This window comes from Streptomyces sp. 3214.6 (assembly GCF_900129855.1).
GTDB lineage: Bacteria > Actinomycetota > Actinomycetes > Streptomycetales > Streptomycetaceae > Streptomyces > Streptomyces soliscabiei.
Genome location: NZ_LT670819.1, coordinates 653,163 through 673,023, shown reverse-complemented (window position 1 = coordinate 673,023; position 19,861 = coordinate 653,163). Strand labels below are relative to the sequence as shown.

Annotated in this window: 20 protein-coding genes and 3 pseudogenes; 12 read left to right on the top strand and 11 right to left on the bottom strand. The window is 72.2% G+C overall.

The window, feature by feature from the left end:
* Window positions 1-26: 26 nt before the first annotated feature.
* Together B5557_RS02905 and B5557_RS02900 are read right to left on the bottom strand one after the other, a co-directional pair.
* Window positions 27-1,982 carry an alpha-1,4-glucan--maltose-1-phosphate maltosyltransferase gene (locus B5557_RS02905; protein WP_079657610.1) on the bottom strand — a complete coding sequence of 652 codons (1,956 nt, stop codon included), beginning with the start codon at window positions 1,980-1,982 and terminating at the stop codon, window positions 27-29.
* Window positions 1,983-2,057: 75 nt separating this feature from the next.
* Window positions 2,058-2,357 carry a DUF5133 domain-containing protein gene (locus B5557_RS02900; RefSeq protein ID WP_079657609.1) on the bottom strand — a complete coding sequence of 100 codons (300 nt, stop codon included), beginning with the start codon at window positions 2,355-2,357 and terminating at the stop codon, window positions 2,058-2,060.
* A gap of 295 nt (window positions 2,358-2,652) precedes the next feature.
* On the opposite strand from B5557_RS02900, the gene B5557_RS02895 reads away from it, so the two are divergent.
* Both B5557_RS02895 and glgX read left to right on the top strand, forming a co-directional pair.
* Window positions 2,653-3,165 (top strand): pep a2, encoded by a 513-nt coding sequence (locus B5557_RS02895; protein ID WP_079657608.1) that lies wholly within the window; start codon window positions 2,653-2,655, stop codon window positions 3,163-3,165.
* 44 nt (window positions 3,166-3,209) lie between these two features.
* Window positions 3,210-5,327 carry a glycogen debranching protein GlgX gene (gene glgX, locus B5557_RS02890; RefSeq protein ID WP_079664559.1) on the top strand — a complete coding sequence of 706 codons (2,118 nt, stop codon included), beginning with the start codon at window positions 3,210-3,212 and terminating at the stop codon, window positions 5,325-5,327.
* Between the two features lie 14 nt (window positions 5,328-5,341).
* Here glgX and B5557_RS02885 read toward each other — a convergent pair whose 3' ends face one another.
* Window positions 5,342-6,142 carry a VOC family protein gene (locus B5557_RS02885; RefSeq protein ID WP_079657607.1) on the bottom strand — a complete coding sequence of 267 codons (801 nt, stop codon included), beginning with the start codon at window positions 6,140-6,142 and terminating at the stop codon, window positions 5,342-5,344.
* Between the two features lie 106 nt (window positions 6,143-6,248).
* On the opposite strand from B5557_RS02885, the gene B5557_RS02880 reads away from it, so the two are divergent.
* Window positions 6,249-6,584 (top strand): ANTAR domain-containing protein, encoded by a 336-nt coding sequence (locus B5557_RS02880; RefSeq protein ID WP_079657606.1) that lies wholly within the window; start codon window positions 6,249-6,251, stop codon window positions 6,582-6,584.
* Window positions 6,585-6,602: 18 nt separating this feature from the next.
* On the opposite strand, the gene B5557_RS02875 is transcribed toward B5557_RS02880, so the two are convergent.
* Window positions 6,603-7,394, bottom strand: a complete 792-nt coding sequence (locus B5557_RS02875) for a SigB/SigF/SigG family RNA polymerase sigma factor (RefSeq protein ID WP_079657605.1) — start codon at window positions 7,392-7,394, stop codon at window positions 6,603-6,605.
* A gap of 209 nt (window positions 7,395-7,603) precedes the next feature.
* Between B5557_RS02875 and B5557_RS02870 the strand changes: the two genes are divergently transcribed.
* The 4 genes from B5557_RS02870 (at window position 7,604) to B5557_RS02855 (ending at window position 10,364) form a co-directional block, all read left to right on the top strand.
* Window positions 7,604-7,978: a MarR family winged helix-turn-helix transcriptional regulator gene (locus B5557_RS02870; protein WP_231976234.1), complete on the top strand. Its 375-nt coding sequence runs from the start codon at window positions 7,604-7,606 to the stop codon at window positions 7,976-7,978.
* Window positions 7,975-8,832, top strand: a complete 858-nt coding sequence (locus B5557_RS02865; protein ID WP_079657603.1) for an ABC transporter ATP-binding protein — start codon at window positions 7,975-7,977, stop codon at window positions 8,830-8,832. The genes B5557_RS02870 and B5557_RS02865 overlap by 4 nt, the downstream gene beginning before the upstream one ends.
* Window positions 8,792-9,652, top strand: coding sequence for an ABC transporter permease (locus B5557_RS02860; protein ID WP_079657602.1), 861 nt, complete (start codon window positions 8,792-8,794; stop codon window positions 9,650-9,652). Before B5557_RS02865 ends, B5557_RS02860 begins: the two co-directional genes overlap by 41 nt.
* 190 nt (window positions 9,653-9,842) lie before the next feature.
* Window positions 9,843-10,364 (top strand): hypothetical protein, encoded by a 522-nt coding sequence (locus B5557_RS02855; RefSeq protein ID WP_079664558.1) that lies wholly within the window; start codon window positions 9,843-9,845, stop codon window positions 10,362-10,364.
* A gap of 21 nt (window positions 10,365-10,385) precedes the next feature.
* On the opposite strand, the gene hemC is transcribed toward B5557_RS02855, so the two are convergent.
* From hemC to B5557_RS02830, 5 genes and pseudogenes are all read right to left on the bottom strand, one after another.
* Complete coding sequence (gene hemC, locus B5557_RS02850) at window positions 10,386-11,321, bottom strand: hydroxymethylbilane synthase (RefSeq protein ID WP_079657601.1); 936 nt, start codon at window positions 11,319-11,321, stop codon at window positions 10,386-10,388.
* A gap of 50 nt (window positions 11,322-11,371) precedes the next feature.
* Window positions 11,372-11,836 (bottom strand): GNAT family N-acetyltransferase, encoded by a 465-nt coding sequence (locus B5557_RS02845; RefSeq protein WP_079657600.1) that lies wholly within the window; start codon window positions 11,834-11,836, stop codon window positions 11,372-11,374.
* Window positions 11,833-12,351 (bottom strand): hypothetical protein, encoded by a 519-nt coding sequence (locus tag B5557_RS02840; RefSeq protein ID WP_079657599.1) that lies wholly within the window; start codon window positions 12,349-12,351, stop codon window positions 11,833-11,835. The genes B5557_RS02845 and B5557_RS02840 overlap by 4 nt, the downstream gene beginning before the upstream one ends.
* 72 nt (window positions 12,352-12,423) lie before the next feature.
* Window positions 12,424-12,987 (bottom strand): annotated as a pseudogene (locus tag B5557_RS02835) (NPP1 family protein).
* A 70-nt stretch (window positions 12,988-13,057) separates the two neighbouring features.
* Window positions 13,058-14,038 (bottom strand): ATP-dependent DNA ligase, encoded by a 981-nt coding sequence (locus tag B5557_RS02830; protein ID WP_079664557.1) that lies wholly within the window; start codon window positions 14,036-14,038, stop codon window positions 13,058-13,060.
* A gap of 489 nt (window positions 14,039-14,527) precedes the next feature.
* Between B5557_RS02830 and B5557_RS02825 the strand changes: the two genes are divergently transcribed.
* Entirely contained in the window at window positions 14,528-15,046 is a 519-nt protein-coding gene (locus tag B5557_RS02825; RefSeq protein WP_079664556.1) for a MarR family winged helix-turn-helix transcriptional regulator, read from the top strand.
* A gap of 3 nt (window positions 15,047-15,049) precedes the next feature.
* Here the strand turns inward: B5557_RS02825 and B5557_RS02820 are convergent.
* Window positions 15,050-15,952, bottom strand: a pseudogene (locus B5557_RS02820) (MFS transporter); the annotation flags it as partial.
* Between B5557_RS02820 and B5557_RS02815 the strand changes: the two are divergent.
* The 4 genes and pseudogenes from B5557_RS02815 to B5557_RS02800 form a co-directional block, all read left to right on the top strand.
* Window positions 15,940-16,137, top strand: a pseudogene (locus B5557_RS02815) (helix-turn-helix domain-containing protein); the annotation flags it as partial. The pseudogenes B5557_RS02820 and B5557_RS02815 overlap by 13 nt on opposite strands.
* Before the next feature lie 94 nt (window positions 16,138-16,231).
* Window positions 16,232-16,630 (top strand): DoxX family protein, encoded by a 399-nt coding sequence (locus tag B5557_RS02810; RefSeq protein ID WP_079657598.1) that lies wholly within the window; start codon window positions 16,232-16,234, stop codon window positions 16,628-16,630.
* Window positions 16,627-17,094, top strand: coding sequence for a peroxiredoxin (locus tag B5557_RS02805; RefSeq protein ID WP_079657597.1), 468 nt, complete (start codon window positions 16,627-16,629; stop codon window positions 17,092-17,094). Before B5557_RS02810 ends, B5557_RS02805 begins: the two co-directional genes overlap by 4 nt.
* 60 nt (window positions 17,095-17,154) lie before the next feature.
* The gene (locus tag B5557_RS02800; RefSeq protein WP_079664555.1) at window positions 17,155-19,497 is read left to right on the top strand and encodes a SpoIIE family protein phosphatase; all 2,343 of its coding nucleotides are present in this window, start codon (window positions 17,155-17,157) and stop codon (window positions 19,495-19,497) included.
* Here B5557_RS02800 and B5557_RS44745 read toward each other — a convergent pair.
* Window positions 19,421-19,861: a DedA family protein gene (locus tag B5557_RS44745; RefSeq protein ID WP_231976233.1), complete on the bottom strand. Its 441-nt coding sequence runs from the start codon at window positions 19,859-19,861 to the stop codon at window positions 19,421-19,423. The two genes, B5557_RS02800 and B5557_RS44745, sit on opposite strands and share 77 nt — an antisense overlap.

The window sequence follows — 19,861 nt, the reverse complement described above, 5'->3', positions numbered from 1 at the left end:
CTGGAGCCTCCGATCGGCGGTGCGGGTCACCGGACGTGGAACACGTGGGCAGGCGTCCGGCCGGGCTCCAGGCGCACATAGTTCGTGCTGCCCCAGGCGTAGGTCTCACCCGTCAGTTCGTCGTGCACGGACAGGGATGCGCCGTGGTCCAGGCCGAGTTGCGGCATGTCCAACGACACCGTGGCCTCCTGGGTGTGGCGGGGGTCGAGGTTGACGACCACCAGAACCGTGTTCGACCCCGCGCGCTTGCTGTACGCGATGACCGACGGGTTGTCCGTGCCGTGGAAACGAAGGTTCCGCAGCCAGTGCAGGGCCGGGTTGGCCCGCCGGATGTCGTTGAGCTTTGTGATCAGCGGGGCGAGACTGCGGCCCTCGCGTTCGGCCGCCGCCCAGTCACGGGGCTTGAGCTGGTACTTCTCCGAGTCGAGGTATTCCTCGCCGCCCTCCTTCAGTGGCGTGTTCTCGCAGAGTTCGTAGCCGCTGTAGATGCCCCAGGTCGGGGACAGCGTGGCGGCGAGGACGGCGCGCACCTCGAAGGCGGGCCGGCCGCCGTGCTGGAGGTAGGCGTGCAGGATGTCGGGGGTGTTGGCGAACAGGTTGGGCCGCATGTAGGAGGCCGACTCGCCGGACAGCTCGGTGAGGTAGTCGGTGAGCTCTTCCTTGGTGTTGCGCCAGGTGAAGTAGGTGTACGACTGCTGGAAGCCGATCTGGGCGAGCGTCTGCATCATCGCGGGCCGGGTGAAGGCCTCCGCCAGGAAGATCACGTCTGGGTCGGTGCGGTTGATCTCCGCGATGACCCGCTCCCAGAACACCAGCGGCTTGGTGTGCGGGTTGTCGACGCGGAAGATCCGCACTCCGTACGACATCCAGTGGCGCAACACGCGCTGGGTCTCGGAGATCAGACCCTTCATGTCGGCGTCGAAGGCCAGGGGGTAGATGTCCTGATACTTCTTCGGCGGGTTCTCGGCGTACGCGATCGTCCCGTCCGGCCGGTGGTGGAACCACTCGGAGTGCTTGTGCACCCAGGGATGATCCGGCGAGCACTGCAGGGCGAAGTCGAGGGCGATCTCCAGCCCGTGCTCCGCCGCCCGCTCCACGAACCACGCGAAGTCCTCGATGGTCCCCAGGTCCGGGTGTACGGCGTCGTGGCCGCCCTCCGGGGAGCCGATCGCCCAGGGCACGCCGACGTCGTCAGGGCCGGCGTTCAACGTGTTGTTGCGGCCCTTGCGGAACGTCGTGCCGATGGGGTGGATCGGCGGCAGATAGACGACGTCGAAGCCCATCGCGGCGATGGCGGGAAGCCTGCGCGCGGCGGTGCGGAACGTGCCGTGCGGGCGCTCGGGGGTCCCCTCGGAGCGCGGGAAGAACTCGTACCACGCGCCGTACAGCGCCCGCTCCCGCTCCACCAGCAGCGGCAGCGATTCGGAGGCGGTGACCAGATCGCGCAGCGGATGACGGGCGAGGACGGCGGCCGTCTCCGGCGCCGTGGCCGCCGCGTAGCGCTCGGCCACCGGCAGGGTGTCGTCGAGCAGCGTCTTCGCCGCGTCCCTCAGCAGAGTGCGCTGCGGGCCGCGCGGGGCGCGGGCGGCCGCCCGCGCGTGGAGCCGCCCGCCCTCCTCCAGGACCAGACCCGTGTCGATGCCCGCGGGGATCTTGATGTCCGCGTGGCGGCGCCAGGTGGCGATGGGGTCGCTCCAGGCCTCCACGGTGAAGGTCCAGCGGCCCATGGCCTCCAGGGTCACATCCGCGCCCCAGCGGTCGCTGCCGGGGGCGAGTTCGCGCATCGGCGTCCAGGGTCCACGGCCGCCGTCCGGGCCTTTGAGAACCACGTTGGCGCCGATGGCGTCGTGGCCCTCGCGGAACACCGTCGCGGAGATCCGCACCGTCTCGCCGGTCACGGCTTTCGCCGGCCGCCTGCCGCACTCCACGCGCGGTTCGACGTCCCGTACCGGGATACGGCCGATCGCCCTGGTGGACTTCACCTCTGCACCTCCGCTTGCTGAAACTGGCTCTGTTCGCCCGGTGTTGGGCGACCGGACCGCACCCGCGTCGCAGCGCTACGTCTCCGCCGGAAGACACGGGAGGGAACGCGTGGCCGAGAGCCGCGCGACGCCGTTGCGCCGGCTCGGCCCCCTGCGCTCCCGGTGATAAACGTCCGTAGCGGCCCGTAGATACTGTTCGGCGGCGTCCGCGGCCTCCCGTGCACAGCGCTTGGCCATCAGCACGCACAGGGTGTACCCGCAGTCCTCGAAGGCGGCCCGCACCGCATGGTCGCCCGGGCGCGCGAGCATGGCCCGCTCCCAGGACCGGTAACTGCCCAGAGCTCTGGCGACTTCGGTCTTCGCTGGTTGCAGCATCGCGCGGTTCACCTTCCGGGAGTCCAAGAGGTACGCCGCTCGAAGCGAGCGGGCCGGCCCTTTCCGCAGAGGCGCGAAAGCGTCCAACCTCCCGAGGCCTTCACTTATGGTGCATGGCGCATCACACAACGTCCTGTTGGATCTTGGTCGTGGTGTGCTCGTGTTGCACGAATGGCGTAGCAGCCGCACTGTGGTTGTGACTCAGAAGCGATTACCGCTCACGCTTCGTGTCGGGGAACTCGGCCCGTCGGGCCGAATCAGGAGCGAGAGCCTCGCGGGTGAGGAGCGAACGACGATGAAGACCGCAGTCCCCTGCTACTACCACCTCGACATGGACGTCAGCCCGGAACGGGTCGGACAGATCAGGCGCATCCTGGCCGCTCATCTCAAGTACTGGGACCTCGACACGCTCGTGGAGCCCGTCTGCCGCGGCGTCGAGATGCTGCTGAAGGCCATCGACGAACACGCGACGGACAAGCACACCTCGATCGAGATGTGGTGGAACGGCCAGCATCTGATCACCGCCATCGGCGGCGACGACCGTCATCTGCGCCCCGACCAGGACCTGCGGGCCTGTCTGGAGCGCATCGCCGCCATGAGCGACGGCTGGGGCTGTTGCGCCACCGACACCGGCAGCAAGGTCATCTGGTTCTCCCAGCGGGCCCGCGCCGGCGAACGCGTCCCCCTCGTGCCGACGGCGCCGGCGCCCAGCCTGCGCGAGGTGCGCCAAGTGCCCCGCGAACTGCCGGTGGCGGCCCTGGCCGCCCCGGCGGACGAGGTTCAGGGCGTCCTGGAGGCTGCCCGGTGACCTCCCGGCCGCACCGGACCGACCGGACCGACCGGAGCGCAGGGGTGCCCGCGTGGAGCGGGCACCCCTACCCGTTGGGCGCCGACTTCGACGGGCAGGGCACCAACTTCGCCTTGTTCAGCGAGGTCGCCGAGCGCGTCGACCTCGTCCTCGTCGACGACGACGGCACCGCCCGCCGGGTCCCGCTGACCGAGGTCGACGGCTTCGTCTGGCACGCCTACCTGCCCGGCGTCGGCCCCGGGCAGCGGTACGGCTTCCGGGTGCACGGGCCGTGGAACCCGGCCTCCGGCCACCGGTGCAACCCGGCGAAGCTGCTTCTCGACCCCTACGCACGGGCCGTCGACGGCCAGGTAGACAACCATCACTCCCTCTTCGAACGGGCGGGCGACCGCCCGGACCCGGCGGACAGCGCCGGGCACACCCTGCTCGGCGTGGTCACCGACCCCGCCTTCGACTGGGGCGACGACAAGCCACGCCGGCGCTCCTACGCCGACACGGTGATCTACGAGGCCCATGTCCGCGGTCTGACACGCACCCACCCCGACGTCCCGCCCGCCCTGCGCGGCACCTACGCCGGCCTCGCGCACCCCGCGGTGACCGGGCACCTCACCTCGCTGGGCGTCACGGCGATCGAACTGATGCCGGTCCACCAGTTCGTGCAGGACGGCGTGCTGAAGGACCGCGGCCTGTCCAACTACTGGGGCTACAACACCATCGGCTTCTTCGCCCCGCACCACGCCTACGCCGCCCACGGCACCCGCGGCGAACAGGTCACCGAGTTCAAGACCATGGTGAAGGAACTGCACGCGGCCGGCCTCGAAGTGATCCTCGACGTCGTCTACAACCACACCGCCGAGGGCAACGAGAAGGGCCCCACCCTCTCCTTCCGCGGCATCGACAACGCCTCCTACTACCGGCTCGTGGACGGCGACTGGTCGCACTACTACGACACCACCGGTACCGGCAACAGCCTCCTGATGCGGCACCCGTACGTCCTCCAGCTGATCATGGACTCCCTGCGGTACTGGGTGACGGAGATGCACGTCGACGGCTTCCGCTTCGACCTCGCGGCCACCCTCGCCCGCCAGTTCCACGAAGTGGACCGGCTGTCGGCGTTCTTCGACCTGATCCAGCAGGACCCGGTGATCAGCCGCGTCAAGCTCATCGCCGAACCCTGGGACGTCGGCGAGGGCGGCTACCAGGTGGGCAACTTCCCGCCGCTGTGGTCGGAGTGGAACGGCCGCTACCGCGACGCCGTACGCGACTTCTGGCGGGCGGAACCCGGCTCGCTGGGCGAGTTCGCCTCCCGGCTGACCGGCTCCTCCGACCTGTACGCCCACAGCAGGCGCCGCCCGCGCGCCAGCGTCAACTTCGTCACCGCGCACGACGGGTTCACCCTGCGCGACCTCGTCTCGTACAACGACAAGCACAACGAGGCCAACGGCGAAGGCAACCGGGACGGCGAGAGCGACAACCGCTCCTGGAACTGCGGGACCGAGGGTCCCACCGAGCGCCCCGCGGTCCTCGCGCTGCGCGCCCGGCAACAGCGCAACCTCCTCGCCACCCTGCTGCTCTCGCAGGGCATCCCGATGCTCTGCCACGGCGACGAACTCGGCCGCACCCAGGGCGGCAACAACAACGCCTACTGCCAGGACAACGAAGTCTCCTGGATCGACTGGCGGTTGACCGACGAACAGCGGGGCCTCACCGACTTCTGCCGACGTCTGCTCGCCCTGCGCGCCGGCCACCCCGTCCTGCGGCGGCGCCGCTTCTTCCGCGGCGAGACCGTCACCCACGCCCGGCAGCCGCTGCCCGACCTGGTCTGGCTGCTGCCGGACGCGCGCGAGATGAGCGACCGCGACTGGCACCGCTCCGACGCCCACAGCGTCGGCGTCTTCCTCAACGGCGACGCCATCGCCGAACCCGACCCCTGCGGCCGGCCCGTCGTGGACGACTCGTTCCTGCTGCTGTTCAACGGCTACTGGGAACCCGTCGCCTTCCGGCTGCCCGGACCCGGGTACGGCGAGCGCTGGACGGTGTGCGTCGACACCGCGGAGCCCGACGGAGGCCCCGACGAGACGGAGTACAAGGCGGGCGCCCGGCTGACCCTGGAGCCGCGCAGCCTCATCGTCCTGTCACGGCCCCCGCACCGCTCGGGGTGAGGGGGCAGGGCGGCTCAGCGCTCGCGGCGCGAGGTCACCGTGAACTGGGCGCCGTCCGGATCTCTCAGCACCGCCTCGTCGGCGGACTCGACCAGCACGCTGCCGCCGTGCTTCTCCGCGGCCCGCGCGCAGGCCGCCACGTCCGCGACGGCGAAGTGCACCTGCCAGTGCGGACGGATCGTCGGGTCGGGCGCCGCCTCCAGCGCCCCCGACTCGATCCGGGCCACCACATCGCCCCGGCTGCGCAGCACGACCTCACCGGCCTCGTAGTGGACCTCGCAGCAGCCCGGGCGGTCCGTGGCCCAGTCGAGGATCTCGCCGTAGAAGATGGCGGAGTCGAAGGCGTCGCGCGTGTGCAGCCTGATGAAGGCGGGCGCCGCCTGCCGCCACGCCTCCCAGTTGCCGATCAGCTCCCCCTCCCAGATGCCGAAGGTCGCGCCCTCCCGGTCGGCCAGCAGCGCCGCCCGGCCCGGCGGCAGCGAGATCGGCCCCACGGCCACCGTCCCGCCGCGCTCCCGGGCCCGGGACGCTGCCTCGTCCGCGCTGGGCACCGCGAAATACGGCGTCCAGGCCACCGCCATCTGCCACATCGAGGCGACGGCGGCCACCCCCGCGACCGGCACCTTGCCGACCAGCGCCGTGCGGAAGTGGTCGCCCAGCGCACCCCGGCGCCACTCCCAGCCCAGCACGGCCCCGTAGAACTCCTGGGTGGCGTCCAGATCGCGGCTGGTCAGGCTCACCCAGCAGGGCGCGCCGAACACGGAGTGGGTGGAGACGGAGCCCCTAGCACGGGCGGATGTCGGGTGGTCGTTCATGGCACTCGCGTTCCTGCTCTCTCGGCCGACGGGCGGCGTCTGCCACCAGTGTCCGGCCGCAACCCTCCAGGGCGCTCGCCGAGACACCCGGTGGCACGATGGAGTGATGGCACGAGTACCGCGCGGACCCGACGACGAAACGGATCGGATTGTCAGTCTCGAAGCGGAGATCGCGCAGTTGAAGGAGGCGATCGTCGCCCACGCCGTCGTGGACCAGGCGATCGGCGTGGTCGTCGCGCTGGGACGGATGTCGCCCGACGAGGGCTGGCTCGTGCTGCGCGAACTCTCCCAGCACACGAACGTCAAGCTGCGCAGCGTGGCCGATCTGATCCTCATCTGGGGGCGCGGCGGAGAGATGCCCGAGAAGATCCGTGGGGAACTCGAGTACCTCCTGGACCGGCACGGCCCCCTGCATATCCCCGGCGCGCCCCCGCTGGAATGAACGTCGCTGGAGTGAACGTCATCGCGACTCGGCGGTGATCTCCTCACGCAGCCGTGCGAAGCAGCCGCTGAGCAGCCGCGAGACGTGCATCTGCGAGATGCCCAACTGCTCCGCGATCCGGCTCTGCGTCATGCCCACGAAGAACCGCAGGTACAGGATGGTCCGCTCGCGCTCCGGCAGAGCACGCAGACAGGGCGCTACGGCCACCCGGTCGACGACCGTGTCGTAGCCCGGATCGGGGCCGCCGAGGGCGTCCTCGAGCGCGTAGCCGTCGGTGCCGGGCAGCTCGGCCTCCAGCGACAGTGCGGAGAAGCACTCCAGAGCCTCCGTGCCCGTGCGTACCTCGTCCTCGCTCAGCTCCGCGTACGCGGCGATCTCGGCGACCGTCGGCGGCCGGCCCGGGGTCGTCTGCGACAGCTCCTTCGCGGCGTGCCGCACCCGGTTGCGCAGGTCCTGGACCCGGCGCGGCACGTGCAGCGTCCACATGTGGTCGCGGAAGTGGCGCTTGATCTCACCCGTGATCGTCGGCACCGCGTACGCCTCGAAGGCGCGGCCGCGGTGCGGATCGTAGTGGTCCACGGCTTTCACGAGCCCCAGGGCCGCGACCTGGTACAGGTCCTCCAGGGCTTCGCCGCGCCCCCGGAAGCGGACGGCGATCCGCTCGGCCATGGGCAGCCAGAGCCGGACCAGCTCGTCCTTGAGCGCCTGGCGCTCCGGTCCGTCGGGCAGCCCGACGAGCCGGACGAAGGACTCGGTGGTGTCCGGGGCGTCGTCGTGGGGGTGCTGCTTGGTTCGGACGGTGGTACGCATCACGCGCGACCTCCCTCGGGAGGGTGCAGGCGAAGGGACGGGACACCGTGGGAAGCGCTAACTCGGACGGTCGCGGAACACCCGGGGCCGGCCGTGCGGCGGGTCCCACGGACGTGCCTCCGGTCCGAAGCACTTCCCTGCAGATTCCCACGGCCGGACGCGCTGAAACTGATTTGCCCCTTTTTGTCAGGTCTCGCCCTTCGCTATTTGTGCCGCTCGTGCCCCGGCTGCGGGGGGCCGAGGTCGAGCTGCTGCGCCTCGTCGAGACCCGCCCCGGCATCGGCGTCTCGGACGCGGCCAGGAAGCTGTACCTCGCGGGCAACTCCGTCTCGACCCTCGTCAACCAACTGGTCAGGGACGGCTATCTGGTGCGTGAGACCCACCCCGCCGACCGGCGCGCCGCCCGCCTCCTGCTCACCGACGCGGCCGAGGCCCGGCTGCGGGCGTGGAAGGAGCGGCGCGCCGCGCTCGTCGGCCGGCACGTCGCCCGCCTCGACGCGGCCGACCGCCAGGCCCTGCACGCGGCGCTGCCGGCCCTGCGCGCGCTCGCCGTCACCCTGCATGAAGAGGCCGAGGAGTCATGACAACCGAATCCGCACACGCCACGGACGCCGTCGCCTGCACCCGGCTCGCCTACGCCTTCGGCGACGCCAAAGCCGTCGACGGGCTCGATCTGACCGTCCGGGAGGGCGAGGTCTTCGGCCTGCTCGGACCCAACGGAGCCGGCAAGACCACCGCCATCCGCTGCATCACGACCCTGCTGCCGGTCCCCTCCGGCATGGTGCGCGTCTTCGGCCACGACGCCGCCGGGGACCGGATGGCCGAACGCAGGCTGCTCGGCTACGTGCCCCAGCAACTGTCCGCCGACTCCGGCCTGACCGGCCGCGAGAACGTCTCCCTGTTCGCCCGCGTCTTCGACGTGCCCCGGCGCGAGCGGGCCGAGCGCGTCGGCCAGGCCCTTTCCGCCGTCGGCCTCGACGACGCCGCCGACCGGCTCGCCGGCACCTACTCCGGCGGCATGGTCCGCCGTCTCGAACTCGCCCAGGCCCTGGTCAGCGCGCCCCGGCTGCTGATCCTCGACGAGCCGACGATCGGCCTCGACCCGATCGCCCGAACGGGTGTCTGGGAGCACATCACCGCCGTACGCGAAGCCACCGGCATGACGGTCCTGGTCACCACCCACTACATGGACGAGGCCGACCAGTACTGCGACCGGGTCGGCCTGATGCACCGCGGCCGGATCCGCGCCCTGGGCACCCCCGTCGAGCTCCGGCAGGGGCTCGGGGAACGCAGGCGTGCGCAAGGAGCACCGGCCTCGGACCCGCTGCCCAGCCTGGAGGACGTCTTCCGGGACGTCGCCGGCAGCGGCCTCGACGAGCAGGCAGGAGATTTCCGCGATGGCCGAAGCACCCGCCGCACCGCTCAGCGCGTCGGCTGACCGCGCCCGCGCGCAGGGCATCGACCTGCTGCTGAGCCCACCACGGCCCCGCACCGGCCGCCTGCTGCTGCCGGCCCGGGTCGCCGCCCTGTGCGCCATCGAACTGCAGAAGCTGCGCCACGACCGCACCGAGCTGTACACCCGCGCCGTCCAGCCCGCCCTCTGGCTGCTGATCTTCGGTCAGACCTTCACCCGCATCAAGGCGATCCCCACCGGCGGCATCCCCTACATCGACTACCTGGCGCCCGGCATCATCGCCCAGTCCGCGATGTTCATCGCCATCTTCTACGGCATCCAGATCATCTGGGAGCGCGACGCCGGCGTCCTCAACAAGCTGCTGGTCACGCCCACTCCGCGCGCCGCGCTGATCACCGGCAAGGCGTTCGCGGCCGGGGTGAAGTCGGTGATCCAGGCGGTTGTCGTGGTCGTCATCGCCGCCCTGCTCGGTGTCGCACTGACCTGGAACCCGCTCAAACTGCTCGGCGTCGCCGCGATCGTCGTCCTCGGCTCGGCCTTCTTCTCCTGCCTGTCGATGACCATCGCGGGCATCGTGCTCAGCCGCGACCGACTGATGGGCATCGGTCAGGCGATCACCATGCCGCTGTTCTTCGGCTCCAACGTCCTCTACCCGGTCGACATCATGCCGGGCTGGCTCCAGGGCGTCAGCAAGGTCAACCCCCTGAGCTACGAAGTGGACGCTCTGCGCGGCCTTCTCCTCGGCACGCCCGCACACCTCGCCCTCGACTTCGGGGTGCTGATCGTGGTCGCCGCGCTCGGCATCACCGCGGCCTCCTCGCTCCTCGGCCGGCTGGCCCGCTGATCTTGCCCCGGGACGTGATGTGCGGCACGCCGTGGCAAGCCCTTTCTCGGCCCATGGGCGGATAGTGCCTGCGCACGGCTTGATCAGCGATCAAAAGGGGTGAAGTCCCTGGCCACAGCGCATTCTGCTCATTTGACAGTGCGATCGGCGCACGGATAGGAAGCAGCCGATGGACGTCGAGAGGTGGACTGTGTACGAGCCGAACGTGGTCGGGGACTGGCAGGAGTACGACGAGCATGCCGGTCTGCGGGTCCGCGTCCACCGCCTGGAGCTGAGCGAGCCGCCGCGGGGACGTGACGACGCGGCCGAGGGGCTGACCTACTTCTGTCTCCGGGTGACCGTCGAGAACCGGGGCAGCCTCCAGCCCACGATCCACCTCGAGGACGGCCAGATCGACGTGCGGCTCGGGCCCGACGGCGAGAGCGCGTTCATCGACTGGCGCAACTCGCAGTTCATCGAGGGCTTCGACGTCTACCCGCTGCGCCGGGCCACCGCCGTGCTCTACGCGGCAGGGCCCGAGGCCGCCCTGAGCCAGGTGGACGTCCAGGTCCAGGTGCGGGTCGACGACGACTGGGCCGACCGCCGGCTGTGGACGGGCGGCATCGGACTGCACGAGACCCCCGGCGGCGCCCCGGCGGGGCCGGGACGCGACAGCCTGGCCTGCCAGGTGAGCAACTTCCTGCGGGACCAGGCCGAAGAGGGCACCGCCTGAGCCCCTGAGCTCCCGGCAGGCTCAGTGCGGGATGCCGTCGATGATCTCGCGCGCGCCCTGACGCAGCAGCGCCACCGCCACCGACGTGCCGAGCGTAGCCGGGTCGAGGCGGCCCGCCCACTCGTGGGCGTTCAGCCTGGTCTTGCCGTCCGGGGTGAACACACAGGCCCGCAGGGACAGTTCACCGCTGCGGTCCACCTGCGCGTAGCCGGCGATCGGGCTGTTGCAGTGCCCCTGCAGCACATGCAGGAACATGCGCTCCGCCGTGGCCTCGCGATGGGTGGCCGGATCGCCGAGCCCGCTGACCACGTCGATGAGGTCGGCGTCGCCCTCGCGGCACTGCAGGGCGAGGATGCCCGCGCCGATCGGCGGCATCATCGTCTCCGCGGAGAGGATCTCGCTGATCACGTCGCGCCGGTCGATGCGCTCCAGGCCGGACACCGCCAGCAGCAGGGCGTCCGCCTCGCCCGCCGCCAGCTTCTCCAGCCGACGGTTGGCGTTGCCGCGGAACGGCACGCACTCCAGGTGCGGATGGGTGGCGGCGAGCTGGGCGATCCGGCGCACCGAGGAGGTGCCGACGCGCGTCCCCTCCGGTAGTTCGTCCAGGGTGAGGCCGCCCGGGTGCACGAGCGCATCCCGGATGTCGTCCCGCTTCAGGAACGCGGCGAACACCGTGCCCGCGGGCAGCGGCCGGTCCGCCGGCACGTCCTTGACGCAGTGCACCGCGAGATCCGCCTGGCCGGCGAGCAGCGCCGCGTCGACCTCCTTGGTGAACGCGCCTTTGCCCTCGACCTGGGACAGGTCGCCCATCCACTTGTCGCCGGTCGTCTTCACCGGGACGACCTCGGTGCGCACACCGGGCTGCAGGGCGGCCAACTCGGCGCGCACCCGCTCCACTTGGGCCAGAGCCATGGGCGAGTCGCGGGAGACGATACGGATCAGCTGCGGAACGGACATGCGGGACACGATAGACCCTCGCGACCCGTGCGCCGCGCCGCAGGCCGGTTTCAGGGAGAGAGGCGCAGGCTGAAGCGCCGCTTGTCCGTGCCGAGAGCGCCGAGCCGGGCGTAGAAGCGGATGGCGCCCTCGTTCCAGGCGGGCGTCTGCCACTGCACCTCGGACAGGCCCAGGTCGCGGGCCCGGTCCGCGACCGCGTCCATCAGCAGGGCGCCCAGGCCCAGGCCGCGGTGGCCGTCGGCGAGGAACAGACAGTCCAGGTAGAGGTACTCGCGGCCCTCCCAGGTGGAGAGCTCGGGCGCGCAGGTCGCGTAGCCGACGATCGCACCGTCGGGCGCTTCCGCCACCAGGCAGCACAGCCGGGGCGCGGGGGTGTCGAAGAGGAGCACGGCGAGACGCTCCGCGAGGTCGGGTGCGGGCGGGGCGGCACGCTCGTACTCCGCGTGCAGGCCGGCGAGTTCGGCGACGCGCGGCAGGTCGGAGCGCTCGGCGGACCGAACCCGGGCGGCGCTCACCTGACGCCCCCCTCGACGGTGTCCGCGCCCCACGCGGTCAGCCGCTCGGCCAACGGGCCCGTGCCGTCGAGGATCCGGCGGACGAACGCGTCGCGTTCATGGGCGAACACGGCCGCCTCCCACACGCACGGCGCGAGCCCCGCCCGCCCCGGCCGCAGCTCCTGCGGCTGTCCGACCGGGCCCGTGAACACGGCGAGATCCGACATGTCTCCCTCGATCCAGGTGAGGAGCAGGACGTAGTCGCCGTCGCCGCCCGCGTGCGCGATCAGGACGGCGAGGCCCAGCGAGCCCCGTTGCTCCCCGAGCGCCAGCTGCCCGGCGGCGATGCGCAGCGCCTCCTCGGCGAACGGCTCGGACACCGTGCGGCCCGGCGCCTCGAGCGCGTACGCCTTCACCAGGTGCCCGGCGACCTCGTGGAGGCCCAGCGAGCGGGCGGGGCGGGCGTGGTGCTCCTCGGCGAGGGCCAGCAGTTCCTTGGCCCGGACGGCCGACGGGAGTTCGTCGTGAAGATCCATCAGGTCATCATGGGGTGTGCGTGCGCCGCCGTCCACGGCCGAGGAACAGATGGCGCGGACGGCGGCCGGGACTCACGCGGCGGGATCGAAGGCGATACCCGACGGCTTGGCCGACGCGAGGTGGTTGGCGAAGTTCGCGTCCTTCAGACCGAAGTTGGCGCTGCCGAACAACGAGCGTGGTTGGACGTCGAGACGTACTGGACCTGGCCGTTCTGCACCCAGATCACGACATGCTCTCAGTCATTGCGGTGCCCGCCGATGCTGCTGCCCGCCAACGCCTGCTCCTTCTCGAAGTACAGGCCGTACAGGTACGCGCACCAGCCGTTGTTGCACTTGTAGCGCGAGTAGCTGTTGGTGTTGTCCAGGTCGGACGCGTCATGGCGCCGCTGAGCGAACCGGTTGGCTTCAGGCCGCCGTTGATCGTGCCGTCGAGGCCGATGACGGGGGTCGGGTAGCAGCCGTCGGTGTCGTAGTCGAACGCGGGCTGGTAGCGAGCTCGGCGGCCTCGGCGTTGGACGGCAGCGCCGCCGGCGGGACGGCGAAGGCGACCGACGGGACGGCGACGACGAGCGCGCCGGCACCGGCGAGCCCGGTGAGCCACCTCCTGCGGTGGGCCTTGAACTTCGGTGATGACACCGCGTCCTCCTCGGGGTTGCGGGCGTACCGGTGGTGAAGCGCAGCCCAATAGCCGGCTGCTGAGGTGAGGTCAGGAGGAAATGTCCGGGAGGTCGGCCGCGGACTCCTCGGGCGTGAGGTCCGGCCGCAGCCGCAGCCAGGACGGCTGGCGCAGCAGCCCCGCCCGGGTACGGGTGCTGTAGCGGACCTCGCCGACCAGCCGGGGCACGACCCAGTGCGCGCCGGCCGCCTGCGGCACGGGGTCGAAGGGGCACACGTCCGTCGCGGCGGCCCGCAGCAGCGAGGCGAGTTCGACCCGCTCGGCCTCGCTCCAGCCGGTGCCCACCCCGCCGACGTACCGCAGCCCCGTCGTGGACCGCTGGCCGACCAGGACGGCGCCGGGCAGCCCCGACAGCCGGCCCTTGCCGGGCAGCCAGCCGCCGACCAGGACGTCCGCGACGCGCATGTTCCGGATCTTGATCCAGGCTCGGGAGCGCACGCCCGGCTCGTACACCGAGTCCAGCCGCTTGCAGACGAGCCCCTCCAGACCGTGGGCGCGGGTCGCCTCCAGGGCCTCGCGTCCGTGCCCGACCAGGGCCCCGGGCGTCGACCAGAACGGCCCCTCCAGCGCCAGCGACTCCAGCCGGGATCTGCGCCGCAGATAGGGCAGCGGCAGGAGGGAGCGGCCGCCGAGGTGCAGGACGTCGAACAGCACGAGGTGCACGGGCGCCGTCGCCGCCAGCCGGGCGGCCTTGCCCGGTGCCTGGACCAGCCCCATCCGGGCCTGCAGCAACTGGAAGTCGGCCCGGCCCCGTTCGTCCAGGGCGAGGACCTCGCCGTCCAGCACGGCCGGTGTGGCGCCGAGCGCGTCGCCCAGGGGGCGCAGTTCGGGGTAGGCGCCGGTGATGTCCTCTCCCGAGCGGGCGCGCAGCGTGATACCGCCGTCTCCGGCGAGGTACACCACGGCCCGCTGTCCGTCTTGCTTGGTCTCGTAGGCCCAACGCGCGTCGTGGGCCGCGGGCGGCAGCCGGCCCGGGGTGGCGAGCATCGGGGCGATGTGGGGGAGTGTCACGGGTGAGGTGTGGACACGGCCGGACCGATGCACGCCGCACGCGCGCCGGTTTCGCCTGAACGGCGCTGTGCCCGACGCGCCTGGGTACGCGTTCGGCGCCACCGGAGGGGCCGCCGCCAGGCCGGCCCGGTAGGCGCTGACGACCGGCTGGGCGTGGTCCCGGGCACCGGACACTCGCCGATCTCGGAGGCCACGGGGCCCGGCGCCGGTCGGGGGGAGTGAGCCGGCGGCCGGGCCCGGGACCGCGCCGAGCCCGTCCCCACGGGTTCGGCGCCTGGGAGTCGTCTCCGCTCAAGGCGACTCCGGTCTGTGCGGTCACGCCCCTGGGGGAGGGCCGGCCGACGGTTGGGTCCACTGTATTGCTTGAGTTAGGCAATCACATGTGGATTACTTGAGTCAAGCAAGTGACCTGATCGGTGTGCTCGCCGGGAATGTGGACCCGCAGGGTAAATTACTTGAGTTACGCAACAAGATGGTAAAGTGGGCCTCATGTCCACCGAACCGCTCCCCCTGCCCTCCGTCGCCTCGCCGGAAGTGATCGAGATCGAGCGCGCGCTCACTCGCATCACCTATCTGAGCACCCGCGCCCGCCAGCACGACCGGCTGATGGCGCTGGCCGGCGTCCCTCTCGACCGCGCCGCCGTGGCGCTGCTGCGGCAGGTGGCCGACTCCGAGCCGCTGCGGCCGGGGGAGCTGGCCCAGCGCCTGGGCGTGGAGGCCTCCCATGTGACGCGCACGGTGCAGCAGCTCCAGAAGTCCGGATACGTCACCCGGGTCCCCGACCCCCAGGACGGCCGGGCCCAGCGGATCGAGCTCACCGAGGCCGGCCGCGCGGCCATCGACCGGGTCCGCGACGCGGGCGTCCGAGGGATGCAACTGGCGCTCTCCGACTGGTCCCCGGAGGAGCTGGGCCGGCTCGCCACACTCTTCCACCGCATGGTCGACGACTTCCTCGCCTACGCCGTCGAAGAGGAGCCCGAGCAGCCGGCCGCCGCGCCCCGCGTCTGACGCTCAGGCGCGTGAACCGGCTTCGGCCGGAAGAGCGGTCGCCGGAACCGGCTCGCGCAGGCCGCGCAGCAGGAGCCAGGCCGCCACGGGCGGCAGGACCAGCGGCAGCAGGGCCGTCCGCAGGGACGTGGCGTCCGCGAGCGCGCCCAGAGCCGGAGCTGCCGCGCCCCCGACGCTCACGGTCAGCCCCAGGGTGACACCGCTCGCGGTGCCCACGCGCCGGGGCAGACAGTCCTGGCCCAGCGTCACGTGCAGCGAGAACGGGACGTACAGCCCGGCCGAGGCGAGCACGACGAACAGGAGCAGGGGCGGGCCCGGGACCAGCAGCACACCGGCCACGGCCACCACCGTCAGGGCGTACGAGTGGCGTACGACCCCGAGTCGCCCGTAGCGCTCGGCCAGTCGGCTCCCGGCCAGCGTCCCCACCGCACCGCCCGCGTACAGCACGCACAGCGCGGCCGTTCCCACCGCCGCCCCGCGCCCGGTGCGCTCGCGGACGTACAGCGGGACGAACGTGCTCAGGCTGACGAAGACGATCGACCGGCACACGACCGCACCCGACAGCCGCAGGAACGACGGTCAGTCGTCCCGGGCCGCCCCCTCGGCCGCCGCCGGGGCGGGCCCGGTGCGGTCGGCCGCCGAGCGGACCGCCGCCGCGCACAGCGCCACGCACGCCAGGGCCGGCAGGCCCAGCAGCGGCGAGGCCCGCAGCCCCCAGGTCGCGACCACGGCCGCGACCAGCGGCGGAGCGAGCGCGAAGCCGACGTTCCCGCCGAGCGCGAACCAGCCCATCGCCGTGTGACGGCCACCCGAGACGGCACGGGCCGCCCGCGCGGCCTCCGGGTGATAGGCGGCGACGCCGATCCCGGACACGGCCACCGCCGCCAGGGTGAGCCCGCCTCTACCACGCCCTGCGTCTGCTGGCCGACGACACACCCGTCACCACGGTCGCCCACTGCTGCGGCTGGTCCTCCGCCAGCGCGTTCATCGACGTGTTCCGCACGGCGTACGGCTACACCCCGGGCCGGCACCAGCGGAGTACCCGGCGCACCCTCCCGGCGGGCAACAGCACCGTGCCGCCCGCGAGTTGAGGTCCCCGAGCAGGTACCCCGACCGCGTACCCCGCCTCCGGCCGCCCCTCTGCCCTCCCGTAATCTCGGGCGCGAGGTCATCTGAGGAGGAACCGTGCCCCGGTCCGAACGCTCACCCCTGCTGCTGGCAGGTCTGCTGGCCGGCATGGGCGTAGCCCACTTCGCCGTGCCGCGCCCGTTCGACGCGATCGTCCCGCGCGCGCTGCCCGGCTCGCCCAGGACCTGGACGTACGCCAGCGGCGTCGCCGAACTGGCGCTGGCGGCCGGGGTGGCCCTGCCCCGGACCCGCAGGACGGCCGCGCTGGCGACGGCGGCGTTCTTCGTCGGCGTCTTCCCCGCCAACGTCAAGATGGCGTGGGACTGGCGTCACCGCCCCACCCCGCTCAAGGCCGCCGCCGTCGGCCGCCTGCCCCTGCAGGCGCCCCTCGTGCTGTGGGCCCGCAGCGTCGCCGACCGCACCGACATCGTGAACACCCTGGAGGGACGGGCATGACCAAGGCTCTGGAGACCGGCGACGTCGTGGAGGACTTCGCCCTGCCGGACGAGACCGGCACCGTGCGCACTCTGACGGACCTGCTCGCCGAGGGGCCGGTGGTCCTCTTCTTCTATCCCGCCGCCCTGACCCCGGGCTGCACCGCCGAGGCCTGCCACTTCCGTGACCTGGCCGCCGAGTTCGCCGCCGTCGGCGCCCGCCCCGTCGGCATCAGCGGGGACTCCGTCGACCGTCAGCAGGAGTTCGCCGGCAAGCACACGCTCGGCATGCCGCTGCTGTCCGACGCCGACGGCGCGGTGCGGGAACGGTTCGGCGTGAAGCGCGGCTTCTCCCTGGCCCCCACCAAGCGGGTCACCTTCGTCATCGGGCAGGACCGCACCGTCCTGGAGGTCGTACGCAGCGAACTGCGCATGAACACCCACGCCGACCGCGCCCTCGACGTGCTCCGCACTCACCGCGCCTGAGGGCCGGGGGCCGGACCGGCGCGGTTGATGCGGCGGGACAAAGGGACCATTCTGGACGGCATGGAGCATGTCGTCGCTGCGGCGGTCATCGATGCCCGCGGCATCGTGACGGGCTGGAGCGAGGGTGCCCGTCTGCTGACGGGCCATACGGCCGAAGAGGCCGTGGGGCGGGCGGTGACCGATCTGCTCGCCGAGGAGTTCCCGAGGGTTCCGGCGTCGGCGTGGACCCGGCCCGTCGTGGTACGCCACCGCGACGGCCGGCACGTCACCCTGACCGTCACCGCCTGCCCGGTGCTGGGCCCCGACGGGGAGCCCGTCGGCTGGACCCTCACCACCGAACGGCCGTCGGCCCCGGAACCGACCCTCGCGGGACGGGCCTTCCAGCAGGCGTCCATGTCGATGTCCGTGTTCGACCCCCACCAGCACTATCTGCGTCTGAACGAGGTCGCCTGCAAGGTCATGGGCGTCTCCGAGGACGTTCTGCTCGGCCGCTACTTCCCGGACACCATCCAGGAGGCCGAGCACAGCCGCGGCTTCAACTGGCACCTCCGTCATGTCGTCGAGACCGGCCGCCCGATCCGCTACGAGAGCTGGACCGGCGCCCCCTCCCTCAACCGGGAGCACGCGTGGACCACCGAGATGTGGCCCGTGCGGGAGCCAACGGGCGAGGTCGTCGGTGTCGCCGTGGCCTCCTTCGACAGCACCGAACAGTACCTCGCCCGCCAGCGGCTGGCCCTGCTGAACGAGGCCGCGGCCTCGATCGGCACCACTCTCGACATGGTGCGCACCACCGAGGAGGTGGTCGATCTCCTCGTTCCCCGGTTCGCCGACTTCGTCAGCGTCGACCTGCTGGACTGGGTCCTCGGCGCCGAGGAACCGCCGCCCGTCCCGGACGGCGAGGTCGTGCTGCGCCGGGTCGCCCACGGGTCCGCCCACGAAGGCACCCCGGAGGCAGCGGTCCGTCTCGGCGAGACCGACGTCCATCCGCCCTTCAGTCCGCCCGCGCGCGCCCTGCGGGAGGGGCGCGCCATCCGTCTGCAGGCGGGTGAGCCCGATTTCATGCAGTGGGTCGCCGAACGCAACGCGCGCGCCCCCGAAGGACGCCGCCACCGGACCGGCGTTCACTCGGTGATCTCGGTGCCTCTGCGAGCCCGCGGCACCACCCTCGGCGTCCTGGTCGGCGTCCGTATCGCCCATGTCGACGACTACGAGGCCGACGACGCCGTCTTCGCCGAGGAACTCGCCAGCCGGGCCGCCGTCTGTATCGACAACGCCCGCCGCTTCGCCCGCGAACGCACCACCGCACTCACCCTCCAGCACAGCCTGCTGCCCCGCGGCCTGTCCGGACAGGCCGCCGTCGAGGTGGCCCACCGCTATCTGCCCAGCGGCTCCACGGCGGGCATCGGCGGCGACTGGTTCGACGTCATCCCGCTCTCCGGCAGCCGGGTCGCCCTCGTCGTCGGGGACGTCGTCGGGCACGGCATCCCCTCCTCGGCGACCATGGGACGGCTCTGCATGGCCGTGCGCACCCTCGCCGACGTGGACCTGCCGCCCGACGAGCTCCTCACCCACCTCGACGACCTCGTCACCCATCTGGCGGCCTACGACGAGGGCGGCGACGACGTCGCCGAGCTGGGCGCCACCTGCCTCTACGCCGTCTACGACCCCGTCAGCCGCCGGCTCACCCTCGCCGCAGCCGGCCACCCCGCACCGGCCCTCGTCCTGCCCGACGGCACCGCACGCCTCGTCGACATGACCCCCGGGCCCCCGCTCGGCGTCGGTGGACTGCCCTTCGAGGCCGTCGAGCTGGAGCTGCCCGAGGGATGCGTCGTCGCCCTGTACACGGACGGTCTGATCGAGGACCGCGACCGTGACGTCGACCGCGCCACCGGCGAACTGTGCAGCGCCCTGACCGCACCCGCCGCCACCCTCGACGCCCTCTGCGACACGGTGCTCAAGGCCGTCCTGCCGGAGGAGCCGAGCGACGACGTCGCCCTGCTGCTCGCCCGCACCCGCGCCCTCGGCACGGATCACGTCGCCACCTGGGACGTCACCCCGGACCCCGCGCAGGTGGCCGCCACCCGGCAGGCCGCCACCGAGCAGCTGTCCGCCTGGGGCCTTCAGGAGGCCGCGTTCGTCACCGAACTCGTCGTCAGCGAACTCGTCACCAACGCCATCCGCTATGGCGCGGCCCCCATCCAGCTCCGCCTGATCCGCGACCGCACCCTCATCTGCGAGGTCTCCGACGGCAGTTCCACCTCGCCCCACCTGCGCCGCGCGCACGCCTTCGACGAGGGCGGCCGCGGACTGCTGCTCGTCGCGCAGCTCACCCAGCGCTGGGGCAGCCGGCAGACGGGCCGGGGCAAGACGATCTGGGCGGAGCAGTCGCTGGAGCGGCAGTGAGCGGCACGCAGGGCCGGGCGGGCGCGGCGCGGCGTGCGCGCAGGACGGAGCGACGCCGCAGGAGCGACGCCCCGATCACCGACAGGACGACCAGGGCCACGGCGGGGCCGCCCAGGGTGAGGATCCGCTGAAGAGACGTCGCCGCGGCGTAGCCGACGCCGGCTTCGGCCGCCGCCCACAGACCGGCGGCGGCGACGCTGTAAGGGGCGATGCGGCGGTAGGGCAGCCGGGTGGCGCCCGCGAAATGGGGGGCGAGCGTGCGGACCACGGGCAGGAAACGGGCCAGGAGGACGGCCCGGCCGCCGTGGCGCGTCATCAGGGTCTCGGCCCGCTGCCAGGCGGTGCCGGGGATGCGCCGGCCCAC